Here is a 17,468-nt window from a genome sequence, read left to right as displayed (position 1 = left end):
GGGCAGGACGCCCCTGACACGCCCGGTTTTTACACACGTTTTGTCCTATAACCCAGACCTCGCCCTCGGCATACCCTGAACGAATGGCCATGGAAGTCCTCTCCGGGAGAAACGCCGGACACCCCGGCAAACCCAAGTTATCCCCCGGCGCGGGACCCAGCAACCGGTCCACGCCCGCCGTGGGCGGGTCAGCCGGAAGACGCGAAAAACCCGCCGGGCACACCCCAGGCGGGGCATGGCCGACGGGCCGAAATCATGTGATGGTCAGTCCGCTCAGGAGGGACTTACCGGATGAAGTGTCGACTAACCGATCCGACGGGAATCTACCTCGTCGTCGTCCTCTTCCACATCGTCCGCGTACTTATCCACGTAGGCCGAATAGTCCGGCTCAACCGGCTCACTCGAAAAACGACTCGGTGCACGACCCTCGGAACTCTTGAGCTCACGCTGAAGCGCAGTGTAGTCAGTGTTCGGGGAATAGTACTTAATATCCCGAGCCTGCTTGGTAGCTTTTGCCTTTTGACGGCCGCGCCCCATGGCGTGACCCCCTTTTGTACTCGGACCGGAGGTGGTCACCATTGGCGTTAGTGAGGCCCCGGAATGTTTGGTCAATTTGTCGTACACCTAGATTACATGCTTTCGGCTATGACTGCTTGCCAGCCGGGCGCCTGCGGGCGGAGTCGTACCTCACGCCGCGCCCGGCCCGCGCACCCGGCCCGCGCGCCACCGCATGCGGCCCGGCGCGCAACTTCGATAGAGTCTCTTGATGGGCTCCCGGAAGCGGGACCCGAGCCGGACGTCCAGCCCCGGCAAATACGCACGGAAGAGGTGAATTCCCGAGTGACCGAAAAGCCTGTGAGCGACGAGAACGCCAGGCGCGGCGATGCCGGAATGCCTGAGGTTTTCCCCGCGAACGACGCCGGCGAGCGGCCGGTCCCGGCCCCACCGGCGCGCGTCCCCTCTTCCGTACGCATTCCGCCGCGGCCAACCGCACCGCCGACCTCTGCCGTGCCGCTGGTCCCGCGCGCCGACGCCGCGGAACGTCCTGCAAGGCAGGCCGCCGCGACGGGGCCCGAAACCCCGGAGTCGCCGTCGGCCGGTGCCGGCGGAAGCACCGCCGCCAAGACCCGCAACCGCAAGACCACCTCCGGCGCTTCCCAACTGGGCAAGCTGCTGTCCGCCCAAGCGGCGCAGCTCAAGACCGCTCAACTCGGTCCCCGCGCCCGGCGGCTGGGTGGCAGGCTGTGGACCGCTGCACGGCGGTTCGGCCGTGCCGTGTGGGCCGGTGCTTACCGGCTGGGCCTGGCGAAGGTCGGCGCCGCGCTGGCCGCCGTCGTCGTATTGGGGTTGGTGATCTGGTGGCTGACCGCGCTGGGAACCGCAAAGCAACAACCGCAGGCCGGCACCTCCCCGGCCCCGGCGGCCGCAGCCTCGTCCGCGGCGCCGGCAACCCGCGGCCCGCTGCCGCTGGAAGGCGTCAACCCGATGGACTTCCAGCTCGGCGACTGCTTCAAGGACTTCGACGCGAACGCCCAGGCTTCCACCGTCGTCGCCTGCGACACCGGGCACTCAGCCCAGCTGGTGGCAGTGGACAACTACGCCGCGTCGGACTCCTACGCGGGCCGCGACCCGCTGAAGCAGAAGGCGCTGGACACCTGCAAGGCGGCCCAGCTCACCGACAAATCCGGCGACTACCAGTTCAGCTACAAGCTGGCCTATCCCAGCTCCTCCAGCTGGGGCACCGGCGACCGGCGGGTGGACTGCTACTTCGTGGCCGACGGCGGAAACGTCATCAAGGAATCCCTGATCCCCCGGCTCTGACGGAGAGGAGGAGCGGCTTTGACCGACACGGTACTCGCCCAGGTGATGGCGGAGCTGGCCGGGCTTGAAGACCCGAACGCCCGGCGCATCAACGAGAAACACGGCGACGACCACGGCGTGAACCTGGGCAAACTGCGCGCCCTCGCGAAGCGGTTGAAGACGCAGCAGGACCTCGCGCGGCAGCTCTGGGCGACGGGTGACACCGCGGCGAGACTGCTGGCGACCCTGGTCTGCCGGCCAAAAGCGTTCGGGCGCGACGACCTGGACCTCATGATGCGCCAGGCGCGCGTCCCCAAGGTGCACGATTGGCTGCTGAACTACGTGGTGAAGGCGAATCCGCATGCCGAGGAGCTGCGCCTGCTCTGGTCCGCCGACCCGGACCCCGTCGTGGCGAGTGCGGGTTGGGCCCTCACCACCGACCGCGTGGCAAAAAAGCCTGAGGGCCTGGACCTCCCGGGACTGCTCGATGTCATCGAGGCGCAGATGAAAGACGCGCCGGACCGCCTGCAGTGGGCGATGAACCACTGCCTCGCCCAGATCGGGATCGAGCACGCGGAGCACCGCGCCCGGGCCATCGGCATCGGTGAACGCCTTGAGGTGCTGAAGGACTACCCGACTCCGCCGAACTGCACGTCTCCGTTCGCGCCCGTCTGGATCACCGAGATGGTGGGCCGGAAGCAAAGCCGGTAGGGACCCGGCAACCGGGCGGCGCGCGTCAGCCGGTAGCTGCACTGACCGCGACCACGGCGCCTTGCGGGTCCCTGATCACGGCGCTCCGAAATCCCGGGGTATCCGTCGGCGCCATCAAAACGCTACCGCCCAGGGCGACCGCACGCTCCGCGGTGGCGTCGGCGTCGCGGACGGCGAAGTTGACGCTCCAGTGCGGCGGAACCTCGGCGCCGTCGGTGGCCGTCACGACGGCGACGACCCGGCCCGAACGGAGCCAGAGTGAAAACGCAGCGTGAGGCACCGCTTTGAGCTCCCAGCCAAACATGGCCCCGTAGAAGGCCTGGGCCCTTCCGACGTCGGTAGTGTGGAGCGAGCTCATGGCCCAGCAGTTCGGCTCATCGGCCAGCTCGACGCCGTCGTTCTCACCCGCCTGCCGCAGGCAGAACGGGACGCCGGCAGGGTCGGCGAGCACCGCAAAGCCGCCCCCGGGGCCGACATTACCTGGCCCGAGGCGCTTGCCTCCTGCCCGCTCGGCGCGGGCCAGGGATCCCCCGGCGTCGTCGACGCGGATGTGGGTGAGCCAGCCCGGCGGTGACAGCGGCGGCGCCTGCCCGATGCCCGCGACCAGCTGCCCGCGAAGGCGCGCACTGTAGTAGTCGCCGTCGAGACCGGGCGACATTGGGAGCGGGTCATCGAACGTCCACCCGAAGAGCTGGCCGTAGAAGTCCTTGGCGGCCCTGGGATCGGGCTGCCAGCTGTCCACCCAGCACGGCGCACCGACGGATGTGGTATCCCGCGCAGTCATGGAGGAATTCCTTTCGGGTCGGCCGGATTCGGCCGGAACATTGTTACCCGCACCGGCATCTGGGGGCAAGACCCCCGGCGGCAGTTCCCGCCCCGTCCGCCGCATCCGGTGCGATCCGCCGGAAATGGTCCTAGAGTGTGGCCATGGCTATCGCACGCTTCCCGGTGGTTGTCCTCGACTGCCCTGACCCCAAGTCCCTGGCCGGGTTCTACGGCGCCTTGCTGGATTGGAAGGTGGAGCAGGACGACGACGACTGGTGCTCCATCCGCGCCGACTACGGCGATTCGCTGAGCTTCCAGAGGGTGGAGTCCTACACCCCGCCGCAGTGGCCCGGCCAGGACGTCCCGCAGCAGATGCACCTCGACTTCGTGGTCGATGACCTCGACACCGCCGAGGCCGCGGCCCTGGAGCTGGGCGCGAGGAAGCCCGAGCATCAGCCGGGGACCACATTCCGGGTCTTCCTGGACCCGGCCGGCCACCCGTTCTGCCTCTGCCTGGACTGACTAACAGCCCCCTCCTGGCAGCCCAGCCAAATGGGGCTGCAAGCAAAATTGGTGCGGCTGGCAGCCCCCGGCAGAACCCGGCAGCAAAGGGTGGCGTGTGTCGGCTACCCCTTGCGGCGGACCGAGAGCCCGCTGCCGGAGGAGGCCCCGCCGTCGGGCCGCGCCGAAGCCTCGGTCCCGCCCATGGTGAGTTCCATCAGGTCCGGGGCGGTGTCCACGAGCACGGTGTCGCCGTCGGCGATGTCCCCGGCGAGGATGGCCTTGGCCAGGCGGTCGCCGATCTCCCGCTGCACCAGGCGGCGCAGCGGCCGGGCGCCATAGGCGGGATCGAAGCCGGTGACAGCCAGCCAGGCCCGGGCGCCTTCGGACACCTCGAGGGTCAACCGGCGGCCCTTGAGCCGTTCGGCCAGCTCCTTGACCTGCAGCTCCACGATCTCGGCGAGTTCCTCCACGGTCAGCGGGTCGAACAGCACCACCTCGTCGAGCCGGTTCAGGAATTCGGGCTTGAAGGAGGCGTGCACCGTGGCCATGACCGCGTCCCGCTTGGCGGCGGCGTCGAGGTTGGGGTCCACGAGGAACTGGCTGCCCAGGTTGGAGGTCAGGACCAGGATCACGTTGCGGAAGTCCACGGTGCGGCCCTGGCCGTCGGTGAGGCGGCCGTCGTCGAGCACCTGCAGGAGGATGTCAAAGACCTCCGGGTGGGCCTTCTCCACCTCGTCGAGCAGCAGCACCGAGTACGGACGACGGCGGACGGCCTCGGTCAGCTGGCCGCCTTCCTCGTAGCCCACGTAGCCCGGAGGCGCCCCGACCAGCCGCGCCACGGAGTGCTTCTCCGAGTACTCGGACATGTCGATCCGCACCATGGCCCGCTCGTCGTCGAAGAGGAAGTCCGCGAGCGACTTGGCCAGCTCGGTCTTGCCGACGCCGGTGGGGCCCAGGAAGAGGAAGGATCCGGTGGGCCGGTTGGGATCGCTGATCCCGGCGCGGGCCCGGCGCACGGCGTCGGAGACGGCGGTGACGGCCTTGCTCTGGCCGATCAGCCGCTCGCCCAGGACGTGCTCCATCTCCAGCAGCTTCTGGCTCTCGCCCTGCAGCATGCGCCCGGCCGGGATGCCGGTCCAGGCGGAGATCACCTCGGCGATGTCATCCGCGGTCACCTCGTCGGCCACCATCTGCCCGGACTTGTCCTGCACGGCCGCTTCGGCCTCCGCCGCGGCCTTCAGCTCACGCTCCAGCGCCGGGATCTCGCCGTAGAGGATCCGGGACGCCGTCTCAAGGTCGCCCTCGCGCTCGGCCTTTTCCTCCATTGACCGCAGCTCGTCCAGCTTGGCGCGCAGGTCGCCGGCCCGGTTAAGGCCCGCCTTCTCGGCCTCCCAGCGGGCGTTGAGGGCCGCGAGCGCCTCCTTCTTGTCCGCCATGTCCGCGCGCAGGGCAGCGAGGCGTTCCTCCGAGGCCGGATCGGTCTCTCCGGCCAGGGCCAGCTCCTCCATGGTCAGCCGGTCCACCTGGCGGCGCAACTGGTCAATCTCCTCGGGTGCGGAATCGATCTCCATCCGCAGCCGGGAAGCGGCCTCGTCCACGAGGTCGATCGCCTTGTCCGGCAGCTGCCGGCCGGAGATGTACCGGTTGGACAGGGTCGCGGCGGCCACCAGGGCGGAGTCGGAGATGGAGACCTTGTGGTGTGCCTCGTAGCGTTCCTTGAGCCCGCGCAGGATGCCGATGGTGTCATCCACGCTCGGTTCGCCGACAAAGACCTGCTGGAAGCGGCGCTCCAGGGCGGGGTCCTTTTCGATGTTCTCGCGGTACTCGTCCAGCGTGGTGGCGCCGATCAGTCGGAGTTCACCGCGGGCGAGCATGGGCTTGAGCATGTTGCCTGCGTCCATCGAGCTGTCCCCGGACGCGCCGGCGCCCACCACGGTGTGCAGCTCGTCGATGAAGGTGACGATCTGGCCCTCGGAGTTCTTGATCTCCTCCAGCACTGCCTTGAGCCGCTCCTCGAATTCGCCGCGGTACTTGGCGCCCGCCACCATCGAGGCCAGGTCCAGGGCGATCAGGGTCTTGCCGCGCAGGCTCTCCGGCACGTCGCCGGCCACGATCCGCTGGGCCAGGCCTTCAACGACGGCGGTCTTGCCGACGCCCGGCTCGCCGATGATCACCGGGTTGTTCTTGGTCCGGCGGCTGAGGACCTGGATGATGCGGCGGATCTCGGCGTCGCGCCCGATCACCGGATCCAGCTTGCCGGAGCGCGCGATCGCGGTCAGGTCGGTGCCGAACTTCTCCAGCGCCTGGAAGGTGTTCTCGGGGTCGGCGTTGTCTACCTTGCGGTCGCCGCGGACCCCGGGCAGGGCCGCGAGCAGCGCCTCGTGCGAGGCGCCGGCCTCGCGCAGCAGCCGGCCTACGTCGTCGTTGCCGGAGGCCAGGCCCAGCAGCAGGTGCTCGGTGGAGACGAAGGTGTCACCGAGCCGCTCCGCCTCGTTCTGGGCGTTCTTGATGGCCTGCATCGCGGTGCGGGAGAGCTGGGCCTGCTGTACGGAGCTGCCCGAGGTGGATGGCAGGGACTTAATGGCGGAGCTGGCCTGGACGCTGACAGCATCCGGATCGGTTCCGGTGGCACGGAGAAGCGCGACGGCGACCCCCTCGCGCTGGTCCATCAGCGCCTTGAGCAGGTGCGCGGGTTCCAGCTGCGGATTTCCGGCCGTCGAGGCGTTCATGGCTGCTGCCGAAAGAGCCTCCTGGCTCTTGGTGGTGAATTTGGCGTCCAAAGAGAGCTCCTTCCGGGATAAGACTGTCGTCAAAGTTGAGTGTATCCCGCTCAACTTTGGATTTGGCCCCTTTGGCTCCATGTTTGCCCACGGCGAAACTGCTGTCTAGGGCCGGAGTCCCCCGCGCGCGGTTGCCGGCGGGCCTACCCCGCGGGACATGCCCCGCACGACCCCGCACCGACCCTGCACCGAGGGACATGCCCGTCCTATTCTTGGGCCAGTGGACATGCTCCCCCTCTTGGAGCCCGCCCCTCGGGACTTGCCCGCCCTTGGTGCGGAGCACTGGACATAATCCCGCTATGTCCACTGGCCGGAGCGTGGACTGAGCATGCTCCTTGCCCTGGCGGACGAAGAATGAGCATGCTCCGTCGCCCGTGGCCTGCACTGGAGAAGCCGTGGCCTCCTGGCGACGGGCCCAAGCAGCACGCACCGCCGATGGCCGCATCGGCCGGCCGCACTTCAGCAATGCATGACGGCAGGCAACGAAGAATGGACATGCGCCGCGCTGACCCCGGCCGACGGGCATAACCCCCATATGCCCACTCTTGGCCGCCGGAACTGGACATGTCCCGAGGGACGGGCCGAGGGCGAAGAATGGACATGCGCCCCGAAGACCTTGGCCGATGGGCATAGCGCCCTTATGCCCACTTTTAGCCGCAGGAACTGGACATGTCCCCCAGGAGCGGGCAGGGGACAAAGAATGGACATGCGCATCCTGGGCGGCCGGCGATGGGCATGTCCGTGACATCGGTCCGCACAAAGAAGCGATCCGGCGGTCGGCTCCCCCAAGGAACCGACCACCGGATCGAATACTAGCTACATGTAAATTCTGTCATACCTTTGACAAATTTGTCACATACCGGACACTCGGACTCCTCAGGACCTCTGTACGCTGGGAGCCATGGATGAGACTTCAAGCCCGGAGCACGGCACCCGCAGCGTTTTCCTGGACAAGGCGCACCCCGCCGCGTGGCGCGCGCTCAACGGACTGGGCCTCAAGGCCAAGGAGGCCGCGGAGGAGGCCGGGCTGGACCAGACGCTGGTCGAACTACTGAACGTCCGCATCTCGCAGATCAACGGCTGCGCTTTCTGCCTTGACCTGCACGTCCGCGACGCGGTCAAAAACGGTGAGTCGGCCCAGCGCCTGGCGGTACTCCCGGCCTGGCGCGACACGACCCTTTTCAGCGAAAAAGAACGTGCGGCGCTGACCCTGGCCGAGGCGATCACCAACATCTCCGACGCCGAGGCCCGCGAGCGCGAAGGCGGCCGGGCGCGCAGGCATCTCACCGACGTCGAGTTCTCCGCCGTCAGCTGGCTGGCCATCACGATGAATGCCTTCAACCGCGTCTCCATCGTCAGCCAGCACCCGGTGCGGAACAAGGACCAGGGCAGCAAGGACAAGGAACCCAAGCCCGAGTAAACGGCCCGCCACGAAGCCGCAGCAGCCAACCAGCAGAAACCTTCCCCGCCGACAGCTACGGGATCAGCCGGTCCGCCCGGAGGCTGTCGAACAGGTCCGTGAAAGAGTCGAGGGTCCGGCGGTAGCCGGTGAAGCCTGCGAGGCGGCTCTTGCTCATGTCGGCCAGCACCTCGATGTTGCGGCCCAGGTCGCCGTCGGTGTGCCACCACGAGGAGACGCGGCCAAGGTCCGGCTCGGCGAGCCCGTGCCGGGCGGCCAGGTCCGCCCACACCGTCTCCATGCCCCGCATCTGCTCCTCCAGCGGCCGGGGTTCCTTCTCGAACCCGACGGCCTCGACGCCGAAATAGGCGGCCAGGCGCGGCCACATCCAGCGCCAGCGGAAGACGTCGCCGTTGACAATGTTGTAGGCCTGGTCGCCCGCCGTTTCCGCCGTGGCTGCCCAGACCATGTGCTCGGCCAGCAACCCGCTGTCGGTCATGTCGGTGAGGCTGTTCCACTGCGTCTCGGAGCCGGGGAAGATGAACGGCAACCCCAGCTCTTTGCAGATCGAGGCCTGCACCGCGAGGGTGAGCCCCATGTTCATGGCGTTGCCCACGGCGTGGCCGATGACCGTGTGGGCGCGGTGGACCGACCAGCTGAACCCCTGGCGCTCCGCCGCGGCCCACAGTTCATCCTCCTGGGCGTAGTAAAAATTCGGAACCGGCAGCCGGGGCTCCTCCTCGTGGAAAGGCGTGTCCGGCATTTCGCCCGCGGCGTAGGCCTCGAACGGGCCCAGATAATGTTTCAGCCCGGTCATCAAGGCGGCGTGTTGCACCGGGCTGTCCTGCAGCGCGTTGAGCAGGTTCCGCAGCAGCGCGGCGTTGACCTCGATGTTTTCCCGTTCCGTGTCCTGCCGAGACCACGCGGTAAAGAACACGTGCGTCGGGCGTTCGCCGGCCAGCGCTGCGGCGAGGCTCTCCGGTGACCCGAGGTCCGCGCTGATCGGGCGCGCCCCGGGGCGGGGAGCGCCCCCGCGGGACAGGGCCAGCACGTCCCAGCCGGTCGCTGCGAGGGAGGTGACGAGGGCGGAGCCGGCGATGCCGCTGGCTCCGACCACCAGTGCGGTCTGTCCGGGGGCTGGGGCTGAGTTTTCGTGCACGAGTTTTCCTCCTGGTTGCGGGCGGGGCCTCTCTCCACACTAGGCCCGCCGCGCGCCCGGCCGTTACCGCAGCAGCACGCCGGCCGGACTGCAGAAGCCTGGGCGCCCGACGGCGGGAGCCGCCACGAAGCCGCTAAGCCCTACGCCGGGTAGACCGACACCGCCGCCGCCTTGACCACGAAGTACACGCCCACCCCCGGTGCCAGGCCAAGGTCCGCCGACGCGGCGGGCGTGACGTCCGCGGCCAGCTCCCCGGCCCGGACCCGGATCTGGTCGCCGTGCGGTTCCAGGTCGGTGACCGTTACCGGGAACGAGTTGCGCGGGCTGCCGTGCGCTTCGGAAAGGAAGACGGAGACGGCCGACGGCGGGAACGCCGCCACGCCGCCCTGGCCGGGCACCGGCGGATCCTCGTGCCGGCCGGCGAATTCCTGGCCCGCGGCCGTCCGGAGCCCGGCCGGGGTGATGGTGCCAGCGACGAGGTTCAGCCCGGCCAGGCCGGCGGCGAAGCGGCTGCGGGGCCGTTGGAGCACCTCCCGGGTGGGGCCGTCCTCGGTGATCCGGCCCTCCTCCAGCACGATCACGCGGTCGGCGAGCATGTAGGCGTCCAGGACATCGTGCGTGACGATGATGGCGCTTCGGCCGGCCAGGACCCGTTTCAGCAGTCGGCGCAGCAGCGGGGCCGCGTGGACGTCGAGGGCGGCCATCGGTTCGTCGAGCAGCAGCAGCTGCGGGTCGGCGGCGAGGGCCCGGGCCACCGCCACCCGCTGGGCCTGCCCGCCGGAGAGTTCGCCGGGGCGCCGGCCGGCCAGGTCCTCCGCGTCGACCTCCGCGAGCCAGTGCCGGGCCGTTTCCCGCGCCTGGACCCTGCCGGCCCCGGCGCTGCGGGGGCCGAATGCCACGTTGTCGAGGACGGTCAGGTGCGGGAACAGCAGCGGCTCCTGAGCCAGCAGGGCAGTGCCGCGGCGGTGCGGCGCGGTCCAGGCGTTCCGGCCGGGCCCGAGCTCAAAGAGGATGCGCCCGTCCACCGCGGCCCGGCCCGCGTCAGGGCGGAGCAGGCCGGCGACGACGGAAAGCAGCGTGGACTTCCCGGCCCCGTTCGGTCCAAGCACCGCGACCGTCTCCCCCTGGCCCAGGCTGAGCGAGACGTCAAAACCGCGGGCGGCGACGGCGGCGTCGAGCGTGAACGTCATGGCGGTCCCTGCCCGGCGCGCACAGGGCTTGCCGCGCGGCGGGCAGCCGGTGACGGCCCCCGGTAGCTGAGTCCGACGACGATGACCGCCACCCCGACGAGCAGCAGCGACAGCGCGACGGCGGCGTCGGCGTCGGTCTCCCGCTGCAGGTAGATCTCCAGCGGCAGAGTGCGGGTGACGCCCTGCAGGCTGCCGGCGAAGGTGAGGGTGGCGCCGAATTCACCGAGGCTGCGGGCGAAGGAGAGCACGGCCCCGGAGGCGAGGCCGGGCAGTACCAGCGGCACGGTGACGCGGCGCAGCACCGTGGTGGGCCGCGCGCCGAGGCTCGACGCCACGGCCTCGTACCGACTGCCGGCGGAGCGCAGTGACCCTTCGAGGCTCACCACGAGGAAGGGCAGCGCAACGAAGGTCTGGGCGAGCACCACCGCCGTCGTCGAGAACGCGATCTGGATGCCGGCCACCTCGAGGGTCCGGCCCAGCAGGCCCTGCCGGCCGAAGGTGTAGAGCAGCGCAATGCCGCCCACCACCGGCGGCAGCACCAGCGGCAGCAGCACGAAGGAGCGCAGCAGCCGCTGGCCGCGGAAGTCGCCCCGGGCCAGCACCAGGGCCAGCGGGACGCCGAACAGCACGCAGAGCACGGTGCTCGCCGACGCCGTGCGCAGGCTGAGTGCCAGCGCGGTGAGCGAGGCCTCGGAGGTGATGAGCGGGACGAAGTTCGGCCCGTCGACCCTGGCGACCATGGCGGCGAGCGGCAGCAGGACGAACAGCGCCCCGGCCGCGGCGACGGCCAGCACCCAGCGCGGAATGCCGCTGTAGTCGTGCCGCGTCACGGGCTGCCGAAGCCGGCGTCGGCGAGGACCTTGCGGCCCCCGGTTCCGGCAACCAGCGAGATGAAGGCGGCCGCGAGCTCCGCGTTTTTGCTGGTCCTGACCGCGGCGATCGGATAGTGGTTCACGGCAGCGGCCGACTCGGGGAAGGCAATTCCCTTGACCTTTTCCCCGGCGGCCCGGACGTCCGTGACGTAGACGAGCCCGGCGTCGGCCTCGCCCGAGGTGACCTTGCCCAGCACGTCCGTTACGGAGGATTCCTCGCTGACCGGTTTCAGGGTGACGCCGGTCCTGGCCTCGATGGACTTGGCGGCCGCGCCGCACGGGACCTGCGCCGCGCACACCACCGTTTTGACCCCGGGCCTGGCCAGGTCGGCGAAGGAACCGATGTCTGCGGGGTTGGCCGGCGGCACGGCGATGGCCAGGACGTTGCTGGCGAAGTTCCGGGGATCGCCCTCCACCAGTCCGGCGTCGGCAATCTTGGCCATGTTCTTCAGGTCCGCGGAGGCGAACACGTCCGCGGGCGCCCCCTGGCTGAGCTGGGTGGCGAGGTCGGCGGACCCGGCAAAGCTCAGCGCGACCTTCGTCCCGGGGTGGCTGGCCTCAAAGTCCCGGGCGAGCGCCGTGAAGGGCGCCTTGAGCGAGGCCGCCGCGAACACCGTCAGTTTCTGGTCCGCCCCGGCGGTCCCCGCCGGGGCGGCGCAGCCCGCCGCGCCGGCCGCCAGGGATCCTGCCAGCACCAGTGCGGCGGCTGTCCGGAACCGGCTCATACCAGGGCCTTCCCGTGCGGGCTTTCGATGATCACCGTGGTGGCTTTGACGACGGCGGTGGCCACGGAGCCCGGTTCCAGGCCGAGTTCGCGGACGGCCTCGCTGCTCATCAGCGACACCACCCGGAACGGGCCGCACTGCAGCTCCACCTGGGCCATGACGGTGTCGGCGGTGATGGCAGTGACCAGTCCGACGAAGCGGTTCCGGGCCGAGCTCCCGGCGCGGGCAGGGTCCTCGGGCAGTTTCGCCTGCTCCCGGGCCATCCTGGCCAGCTCGAGCCCGTCCACGGCGAGCCGACCCGACTCATCCTTGAGCGGCGTGAGGCTTCCGTTCTCGGTCCAGCGGCGGACGGTGTCATCGCTGACGCCGAGGAAGCGGGCGGCTTCTGAGACGCGAAAACTAGGCATATGGACACTCTAACCCGCATTTGCGGAGAATACGGCCCGTTTGCTTTTCATATCAGGATCACCGCCGCATCCGGACGCCTCGTAGACTTCCTGCATGGCCATCTACCTTGATCCGCCGCTCTGGCCCGCCCATGGAACCCACTTTTCGCACCTCATCTCGGACAGCTCGTTGGAGGAACTGCACACCTTCGCGCGGGCCGCGGGAATCCCGGAGCGGGCGTTCGACGGCGACCATTACGACGTAGCCGAAGCTCGCTTCGACGCCCTCGTGGCCGCCGGCGCCATCCCCGTCGAGGGCCGGGTGCTGGTCCGCAAGCTGATCGACAGCGGCCTGCGGATTCCTGCCCGGCGGCGCAACGGGTCGTTGAAACTGCCGTTGCTGACGCGCTGGAACGAGGTCCTCCCCGGCCACGATGCGCTCTTCCTCGACCTGCTGGACCGCTGGGGCGAGGAGCACCGGAAGTACCACGGCCGCACCCACCTGCTCGCCGTGCTGGAGGCCCTGGACCGGCTGACTGCGCCGGCGCCTCCGCCGCGGGCTGTGCTGCTCGCGGCCTGGTTCCACGACGCCGTCTACCGCGGCATCGCCGGTGAGGACGAGGAGGAGTCGGCCCGGCTGGCCGAGGAGCGGCTGGAACAGGCTGGGCTGCCCGCGGGCGAGGCCGACGAGGTCGCGCGGCTGGTCCGGATGACGGCGGATCACCGGCCGGATCCGGGCGACGAGCCCGCGGCCCTGCTCAGCGACGCCGACCTTTCCGTTCTGGGCGGCGAGCCGGCGGCGTACGCCCGTTACCTCGCGGCCGTCCGGCAAGACTTCGCGCACATTGGCGACGCCGATTTTGCCGCCGGGCGCGCCGCCGTCGTGCGCCAACTGCTGGAGCTGGACCCGCTTTTCCATACCGCGCGCGGCCGGGAACTGTGGGAGGACGCGGCGCGGCGGAACCTGCACGGCGAACTCGCCTGATGCGGTCGGTCGGCGCGGAGGCGCCCTAGGCTCCGCGGCGGAGGTGTTCGGTGAGACGGTCGAAGGACTCCCGCCAGCCGGCGCCGTTGCTGTCCCGGTTCTCCGCCGTGTCGAAGGGTCCCTGGGTGAACGTCATCCGGGTGCCGCCGTCGATCTCCTCCAGCCGGAAAGCCACCTCGGTCTCGAAGCCGCGCGTCCCGTCGGTCTTGTCCCACGCGTGGGTGAACACGAACAGATGGGGCGGCTCGATGTCCGTGTGGACCCCGCTCCACCAGTACTGCTGCCCGGTGGCGTCCTGGATCATGCAGGCGCGGTACAGTCCGCCGATTTCCAGGTCGGCGTCGATGCTTTCCCGCGGGGTGTGGAAGCCGCGCGGCCCCCACCACGCGGGCGCCTGCTCCGGGTCTGTCAGGGCAGACCAGACCGCAGTGATCGGGACCTGGAACTCGCGGGTGATGACCAACATCAGTTCATCGTCGCTGGGCACCGTCTCCGGGACTGCTGACTCTGGCATTGTTTCTCCCTCGACTTCGTGGGGTGCTGCGCCCGGGCTGGACCTAGCGGTAGCTGACGGCAAAAGGCCGGTCGGTGGGCACGATCTGCTTGCCCAGCGGCATCAGGGACACCGGGATGAGCTTGAGGTTGGCGATGGCAAGCGGGATGCCGATGATGGTGATGGCCATCGCAAACGCGGTCACGACGTGGCCGACCGCGATCCAGATGCCGGCCACCAGGAGCCAGATGACGTTGCCCAGCAGGGTGAAGACGCCGTTTCCGCCGGGTTTGTCCACCACCATCCGGCCGAACGGCCACAGGGTGTAGGACGCGATCCGGAACGAGGCGAGCCCCCAAGGAATGGTGATGACCAGCAGGCAGCAGACGATGCCGGCGAGGAAGTACCCGATCGCCAGCCAGAGGCCGCCGAAAAGCAACCAAATGATGTTCAGCAGTGTCTTCATAGCTCCATTGTCTCCCGCGCGCCGCCAATCCGGATCAGGGGTTCGCCCTGATCGACCCCTGATTCGGGGCAGGGCCGCGCACGTCTCGGGGCCGGGCCACGCAGGGCCCGGCCCGGAGCAGGTCAGGCAGGCTCGGTAGCGGCCTGCTTGACCATGGCCGCTTCGACGTTGATCTTGACCTTGTCGCTGACCAGCAGTCCCCCGGCTTCGAGGGCGGCGTTCCAGGTCAGGCCGAATTCCTTGCGGCTGATGTCGGCCTCGGCGCTGAACCCGGCCCGGGTCGCGCCAAAAGGGTCCACCGCGACGCCGGTGTACTCGACTTCCAGATCCACCGGCTTGGTGACGCCGCGGATGGTGAGGTCGCCGGTCAGCACGTAGTCCTCGCCGTCGCCCCGGAGGGACGTGGCGCGGAAGGTCATCTCGGGAAAGTTCTCGACGTCGAAAAAGTCCGGCCCGCGCACGTGGCCGTCGCGGTTGGCGTCGCCGGAGTCGAAGCTGGCGGTCTTGACCGTCGCGTGCAGGCTGGCATCTGCCAGGGATTCCCGGACACGCGCCTCCGCCGAGGCCTCGTTGAAGCGGCCCCGGACTTTGCTGATCCCGGCATGTCGAACGCTGAAGCCGATCTCACTGTGGGACATGTCCAGCGTCCAGACGCCGGGGGTCAATCCTTCGGGCAGGGTCATGGCCGTTTCTCCTTCGGATAGGTGGCGGGCGTTCCCGGCGGGATTCGGGACCCCATGATGCATGCTAACGAGGAAGCCATCGCAGCGGTAGGTGCGTCCGCCTGATCGGGGCTGACACTGGCCGCGCCGCCGCCGGGTGCCGGTCAGGGCCCCTTGGCCGCCGTCACGAAGGCCCGGATTTTCGCCAGGTCCTTGACGCCGCGGGATTGCTCGACGCCGGAGGAGACGTCCACTCCCCAGGCACCGGCCGCGGCGGCGGCTTCGGCCACGTTTTCCGGGTCCAGCCCGCCGGCCAGCAGCCAGTTTCGGCCCTCCAGCCCCAGCGCACGGACCGAGGCGTAGTCCCAGGCTTCCCCGGAGCCGGGCACCGCGGCGTCGATGAGCAGCAGCTCCTCGCCCCAGTCCGCAAACGCCTCCCGCGCCGCGGACATGGTGACGGCCCGGATGACCTTCAGGCCGGCGTCGTGCACCGTGCGCACATCATCCGCGGTGCGGTCGCCGTGCAGCTGGACCCATTCCAGCCCGGCGTCGCGGGCCGCGGCGACGGCGTCGGCGGCGGCCTCGTGCCGGAAGACGCCGACGGCGGGCAGCCCGGCCGGCACTGCGGGAAGCAGCTCCCGGACCCGGACCGGGCTCACCTCTCGCGGGCTGCGGGTCAGCACGAAACCGAGGGCGTCGGCGCCGGCGTCGACCGCGGCCAGCACCGATTCAGCGGTGCTGAGGCCGCACACCTTGACGAACATTCCGGCTCCTTCCGCAGTTTTTCGCTGCTCTGACGTTAGCAAGCCCGTCCCGGCCGCGCCGAGGTTACGTCCTGGTGGCCGGAGCCGGGGCTGCCCCGGGCCCTGCGGCGGCGGCTAGGCTGGGTCGATGGAGATCATCCGCTATGCCGAGCTCAAGCCTCTCCCCTGGCGCAACGGCGGCGGGGCGACCCGCGAACTGGCCAGGTTCCCGGCAGCGGCCGCCGGGCAGACGGCGGCGGCCGACGACGGAACCTGGGACTGGCGCGTCAGCATCGCCGAGGTCGCGCGGGCGGGTGCGTTCTCCCGCTTTGCCGGGATGGAGCGGGTGCTTACCGTGGTCGACGGCGAGTTGCTGCTCCTCACCGTGGACGGCGCCGAGCATCCGCTGGTGAAGTACCGCCCGTTCCGGTTTACCGGCGACGCCGACGCTGCGGGCGCCCTGCCCACCGGCGACATCCGGGACCTGAACGTCATTACCCGCGCGGGCGCCTTCAAGGGCTACACCTCCATCATCGAACTCTCCAAGAAGCGCGCCCACCCGGTCTTTGCCGGCCAGTTCGGCATTCTGCTGCAGGGCCAGGCCACTGTCAGCGAGGGCAGCGCCGCGGAGGCGGACGCCGCTGGTGACGAGGGTGAGGGCAGTGACGACGCCGGCACCGCGGCGCCTCAGCCGCTCGGCCGGTACGACGCCGTCGTCGGCTCGGACACCGGCACACCGGAAATCCTGGGCCGCGGCTTCCTCGCCGTCGTCTCCATCGACCCGGTCGACTCCGCGGATCCCGGCGGAGCGGGCGCCGCAGGCTAGTTCTCGCCGGTCCACCGCCTCCAACCCTCCTAGACCCATCGATTGGCGGGCGGGAGGGCGCGGCGGGGTTCGCCCGGGCTGGCCGCCCACGTCGGCGCGTTGCTAGGCTGGAATCAAGTCCGCCTGCTTCGCGGCCTCCGGACGACGGTTCAGTACCCGGCACGCGACAAGACTGGCCACAGGAGCTGTCATGTCGTGGTTCATCCTTATACTTTCCGGAGCGCTGGAGGCCGTCTGGGCCGCGGCGCTGCACCGCGCGTCCCAGGCCCGCGGACGCCGTCGCCTGCTGCCGGCCGCGGTCTTCCTCGTCTCCGTGCTGGCCAGCACCGGCGGCCTGGCCGTCGCGATGCAAAGCATTCCCACCGGCACCGCCTACGCCGTCTGGGTGGGCGTCGGCGTCGTCCTGACCGCGGTGTATGCCATGATCACCAAGGCTGAGCCCGCCACGGCTGGACGGATCCTGCTGCTGGCCGGGATCGCCGCGTGTGTGGCCGGCCTGAAGCTGGTGGCGTGAGCATGGCTGCGAACCGCGGGCAGGGAGCAACGGCCAGGACGCCCCGAACGACGCTTGCCTGGCTCATCCTGCTGGCCTCGGCGGTCCTGGAGGCGGTCTGGGCTACGGCCCTGGGGCTGTCCGACGGCTTCACCCGCCCTGGACCCACCGCCGTGTTTGCCGTGGCCGCGGCCCTGAGCCTGGCAGGACTGGGGGCGGCCGTGAAGCGTATCCCGCTGGGCACCGCCTACGCCGTCTGGGTGGGAATCGGCGCGGCGCTGACGGTCGGCTGGGCGATGGCGACCGGCGTCGAGCCCGCGAGTCCGCTGAAACTGCTGTTTATTGCCGGGATCGTGGCCTGCGCTGCCGGACTGAAGCTGCTGCCTGCCGGGTCACCCGGGGCATCCCGGACGCTCCCGCCCAGTTAATGCGTGCCCCGAGGGGTAATCCGGGGGGACACGCCGTGGCTCAGGCCTGTCCGCCGGGAACAACTGGGCGGGAGCGTTGGA

Annotated in this window: 20 protein-coding genes and 1 riboswitch; of the genes, 8 read left to right on the top strand and 12 right to left on the bottom strand. The window is 69.8% G+C overall.

The annotated features are described in order from the left end of the window. Nucleotides 1-303: 303 nt before the first annotated feature. Nucleotides 304-537 (bottom strand): DUF3073 domain-containing protein, encoded by a 234-nt coding sequence (locus ABIN76_RS09340; protein WP_346959438.1) that lies wholly within the window; start codon nt 535-537, stop codon nt 304-306. A 303-nt stretch (nt 538-840) separates the two neighbouring features. Between ABIN76_RS09340 and ABIN76_RS09335 the strand changes: the two genes are divergently transcribed. Both ABIN76_RS09335 and ABIN76_RS09330 read left to right on the top strand, forming a co-directional pair. Beyond that, nucleotides 841-1,821 (top strand): septum formation family protein, encoded by a 981-nt coding sequence (locus ABIN76_RS09335; protein ID WP_346959428.1) that lies wholly within the window; start codon nt 841-843, stop codon nt 1,819-1,821. Between the two features lie 18 nt (nt 1,822-1,839). Beyond that, complete coding sequence (locus ABIN76_RS09330; protein WP_346959427.1) at nt 1,840-2,511, top strand: DNA alkylation repair protein; 672 nt, start codon at nt 1,840-1,842, stop codon at nt 2,509-2,511. 25 nt (nt 2,512-2,536) lie between these two features. Here the strand turns inward: ABIN76_RS09330 and ABIN76_RS09325 are convergent, their stop codons facing one another. Next, the gene (locus ABIN76_RS09325) at nt 2,537-3,295 is read right to left on the bottom strand and encodes a VOC family protein (protein WP_346959426.1); all 759 of its coding nucleotides are present in this window, start codon (nt 3,293-3,295) and stop codon (nt 2,537-2,539) included. A gap of 143 nt (nt 3,296-3,438) precedes the next feature. On the opposite strand from ABIN76_RS09325, the gene ABIN76_RS09320 reads away from it, so the two are divergent. Then, nucleotides 3,439-3,798, top strand: coding sequence for a VOC family protein (locus ABIN76_RS09320; RefSeq protein ID WP_346959425.1), 360 nt, complete (start codon nt 3,439-3,441; stop codon nt 3,796-3,798). 104 nt (nt 3,799-3,902) lie between these two features. On the opposite strand, the gene clpB is transcribed toward ABIN76_RS09320, so the two are convergent. After that, the gene (clpB, locus tag ABIN76_RS09315) at nt 3,903-6,560 is read right to left on the bottom strand and encodes an ATP-dependent chaperone ClpB (RefSeq protein WP_346959424.1); all 2,658 of its coding nucleotides are present in this window, start codon (nt 6,558-6,560) and stop codon (nt 3,903-3,905) included. A 901-nt stretch (nt 6,561-7,461) separates the two neighbouring features. Here clpB and ABIN76_RS09310 point away from each other — a divergent pair. Then, entirely contained in the window at nt 7,462-7,980 is a 519-nt protein-coding gene (locus ABIN76_RS09310; RefSeq protein ID WP_346959423.1) for a carboxymuconolactone decarboxylase family protein, read from the top strand. A 55-nt stretch (nt 7,981-8,035) separates the two neighbouring features. Here the strand turns inward: ABIN76_RS09310 and ABIN76_RS09305 are convergent, their stop codons facing one another. The 5 genes from ABIN76_RS09305 to ABIN76_RS09285 form a co-directional block, all read right to left on the bottom strand. Beyond that, nucleotides 8,036-9,118 carry an SDR family oxidoreductase gene (locus tag ABIN76_RS09305; protein WP_346959422.1) on the bottom strand — a complete coding sequence of 361 codons (1,083 nt, stop codon included), beginning with the start codon at nt 9,116-9,118 and terminating at the stop codon, nt 8,036-8,038. A 140-nt stretch (nt 9,119-9,258) separates the two neighbouring features. Next, the gene (locus ABIN76_RS09300) at nt 9,259-10,308 is read right to left on the bottom strand and encodes an ATP-binding cassette domain-containing protein (protein ID WP_346959421.1); all 1,050 of its coding nucleotides are present in this window, start codon (nt 10,306-10,308) and stop codon (nt 9,259-9,261) included. Next, nucleotides 10,305-11,138, bottom strand: coding sequence for an ABC transporter permease (locus ABIN76_RS09295; RefSeq protein ID WP_346959420.1), 834 nt, complete (start codon nt 11,136-11,138; stop codon nt 10,305-10,307). The genes ABIN76_RS09300 and ABIN76_RS09295 overlap by 4 nt, the downstream gene beginning before the upstream one ends. After that, complete coding sequence (gene modA / locus ABIN76_RS09290; protein WP_346959419.1) at nt 11,135-11,905, bottom strand: molybdate ABC transporter substrate-binding protein; 771 nt, start codon at nt 11,903-11,905, stop codon at nt 11,135-11,137. Before modA ends, ABIN76_RS09295 begins: the two co-directional genes overlap by 4 nt. Next, the gene (locus ABIN76_RS09285) at nt 11,902-12,312 is read right to left on the bottom strand and encodes a TOBE domain-containing protein (RefSeq protein ID WP_346959418.1); all 411 of its coding nucleotides are present in this window, start codon (nt 12,310-12,312) and stop codon (nt 11,902-11,904) included. Before ABIN76_RS09285 ends, modA begins: the two co-directional genes overlap by 4 nt. 94 nt (nt 12,313-12,406) lie before the next feature. On the opposite strand from ABIN76_RS09285, the gene ABIN76_RS09280 reads away from it, so the two are divergent. Further along, entirely contained in the window at nt 12,407-13,276 is an 870-nt protein-coding gene (locus tag ABIN76_RS09280) for a DUF4031 domain-containing protein (protein WP_346959417.1), read from the top strand. A gap of 25 nt (nt 13,277-13,301) precedes the next feature. Here ABIN76_RS09280 and ABIN76_RS09275 read toward each other — a convergent pair whose 3' ends face one another. The 4 genes from ABIN76_RS09275 to ABIN76_RS09260 form a co-directional block, all read right to left on the bottom strand. Next, complete coding sequence (locus ABIN76_RS09275) at nt 13,302-13,790, bottom strand: SRPBCC domain-containing protein (RefSeq protein ID WP_346959416.1); 489 nt, start codon at nt 13,788-13,790, stop codon at nt 13,302-13,304. A gap of 43 nt (nt 13,791-13,833) precedes the next feature. Then, nucleotides 13,834-14,235, bottom strand: a complete 402-nt coding sequence (locus ABIN76_RS09270) for a YccF domain-containing protein (protein ID WP_346959415.1) — start codon at nt 14,233-14,235, stop codon at nt 13,834-13,836. Nucleotides 14,236-14,357: 122 nt separating this feature from the next. Then, nucleotides 14,358-14,918, bottom strand: a complete 561-nt coding sequence (locus ABIN76_RS09265) for a YceI family protein (RefSeq protein ID WP_346959414.1) — start codon at nt 14,916-14,918, stop codon at nt 14,358-14,360. A 143-nt stretch (nt 14,919-15,061) separates the two neighbouring features. Then, nucleotides 15,062-15,661, bottom strand: coding sequence for a phosphoribosylanthranilate isomerase (locus ABIN76_RS09260; protein ID WP_346959413.1), 600 nt, complete (start codon nt 15,659-15,661; stop codon nt 15,062-15,064). A gap of 127 nt (nt 15,662-15,788) precedes the next feature. Between ABIN76_RS09260 and ABIN76_RS09255 the strand changes: the two genes are divergently transcribed. The 3 genes from ABIN76_RS09255 to ABIN76_RS09245 all read left to right on the top strand — a co-directional run bounded on the left by ABIN76_RS09255 (nt 15,789) and on the right by ABIN76_RS09245 (nt 17,387). Continuing rightward, nucleotides 15,789-16,466 (top strand): HutD family protein, encoded by a 678-nt coding sequence (locus ABIN76_RS09255; RefSeq protein ID WP_346959412.1) that lies wholly within the window; start codon nt 15,789-15,791, stop codon nt 16,464-16,466. A gap of 114 nt (nt 16,467-16,580) precedes the next feature. Beyond that, a riboswitch (guanidine-III (ykkC-III) riboswitch) is annotated at nt 16,581-16,647 on the top strand. A 9-nt stretch (nt 16,648-16,656) separates the two neighbouring features. Then, the gene (locus ABIN76_RS09250) at nt 16,657-16,980 is read left to right on the top strand and encodes an SMR family transporter (RefSeq protein WP_346959411.1); all 324 of its coding nucleotides are present in this window, start codon (nt 16,657-16,659) and stop codon (nt 16,978-16,980) included. Between the two features lie 2 nt (nt 16,981-16,982). Next, entirely contained in the window at nt 16,983-17,387 is a 405-nt protein-coding gene (locus tag ABIN76_RS09245) for a multidrug efflux SMR transporter (protein ID WP_346959437.1), read from the top strand. Nucleotides 17,388-17,468: the final 81 nt, after the last annotated feature.

Origin of the sequence: uncultured Arthrobacter sp. (assembly GCF_964021775.1) — a bacterium.
In the GTDB taxonomy this organism is placed as follows: domain Bacteria; phylum Actinomycetota; class Actinomycetes; order Actinomycetales; family Micrococcaceae; genus Arthrobacter.
The sequence above is the reverse complement of the archived record's forward strand: the minus strand, read 5'-3'. Positions and strand labels throughout refer to the sequence as shown.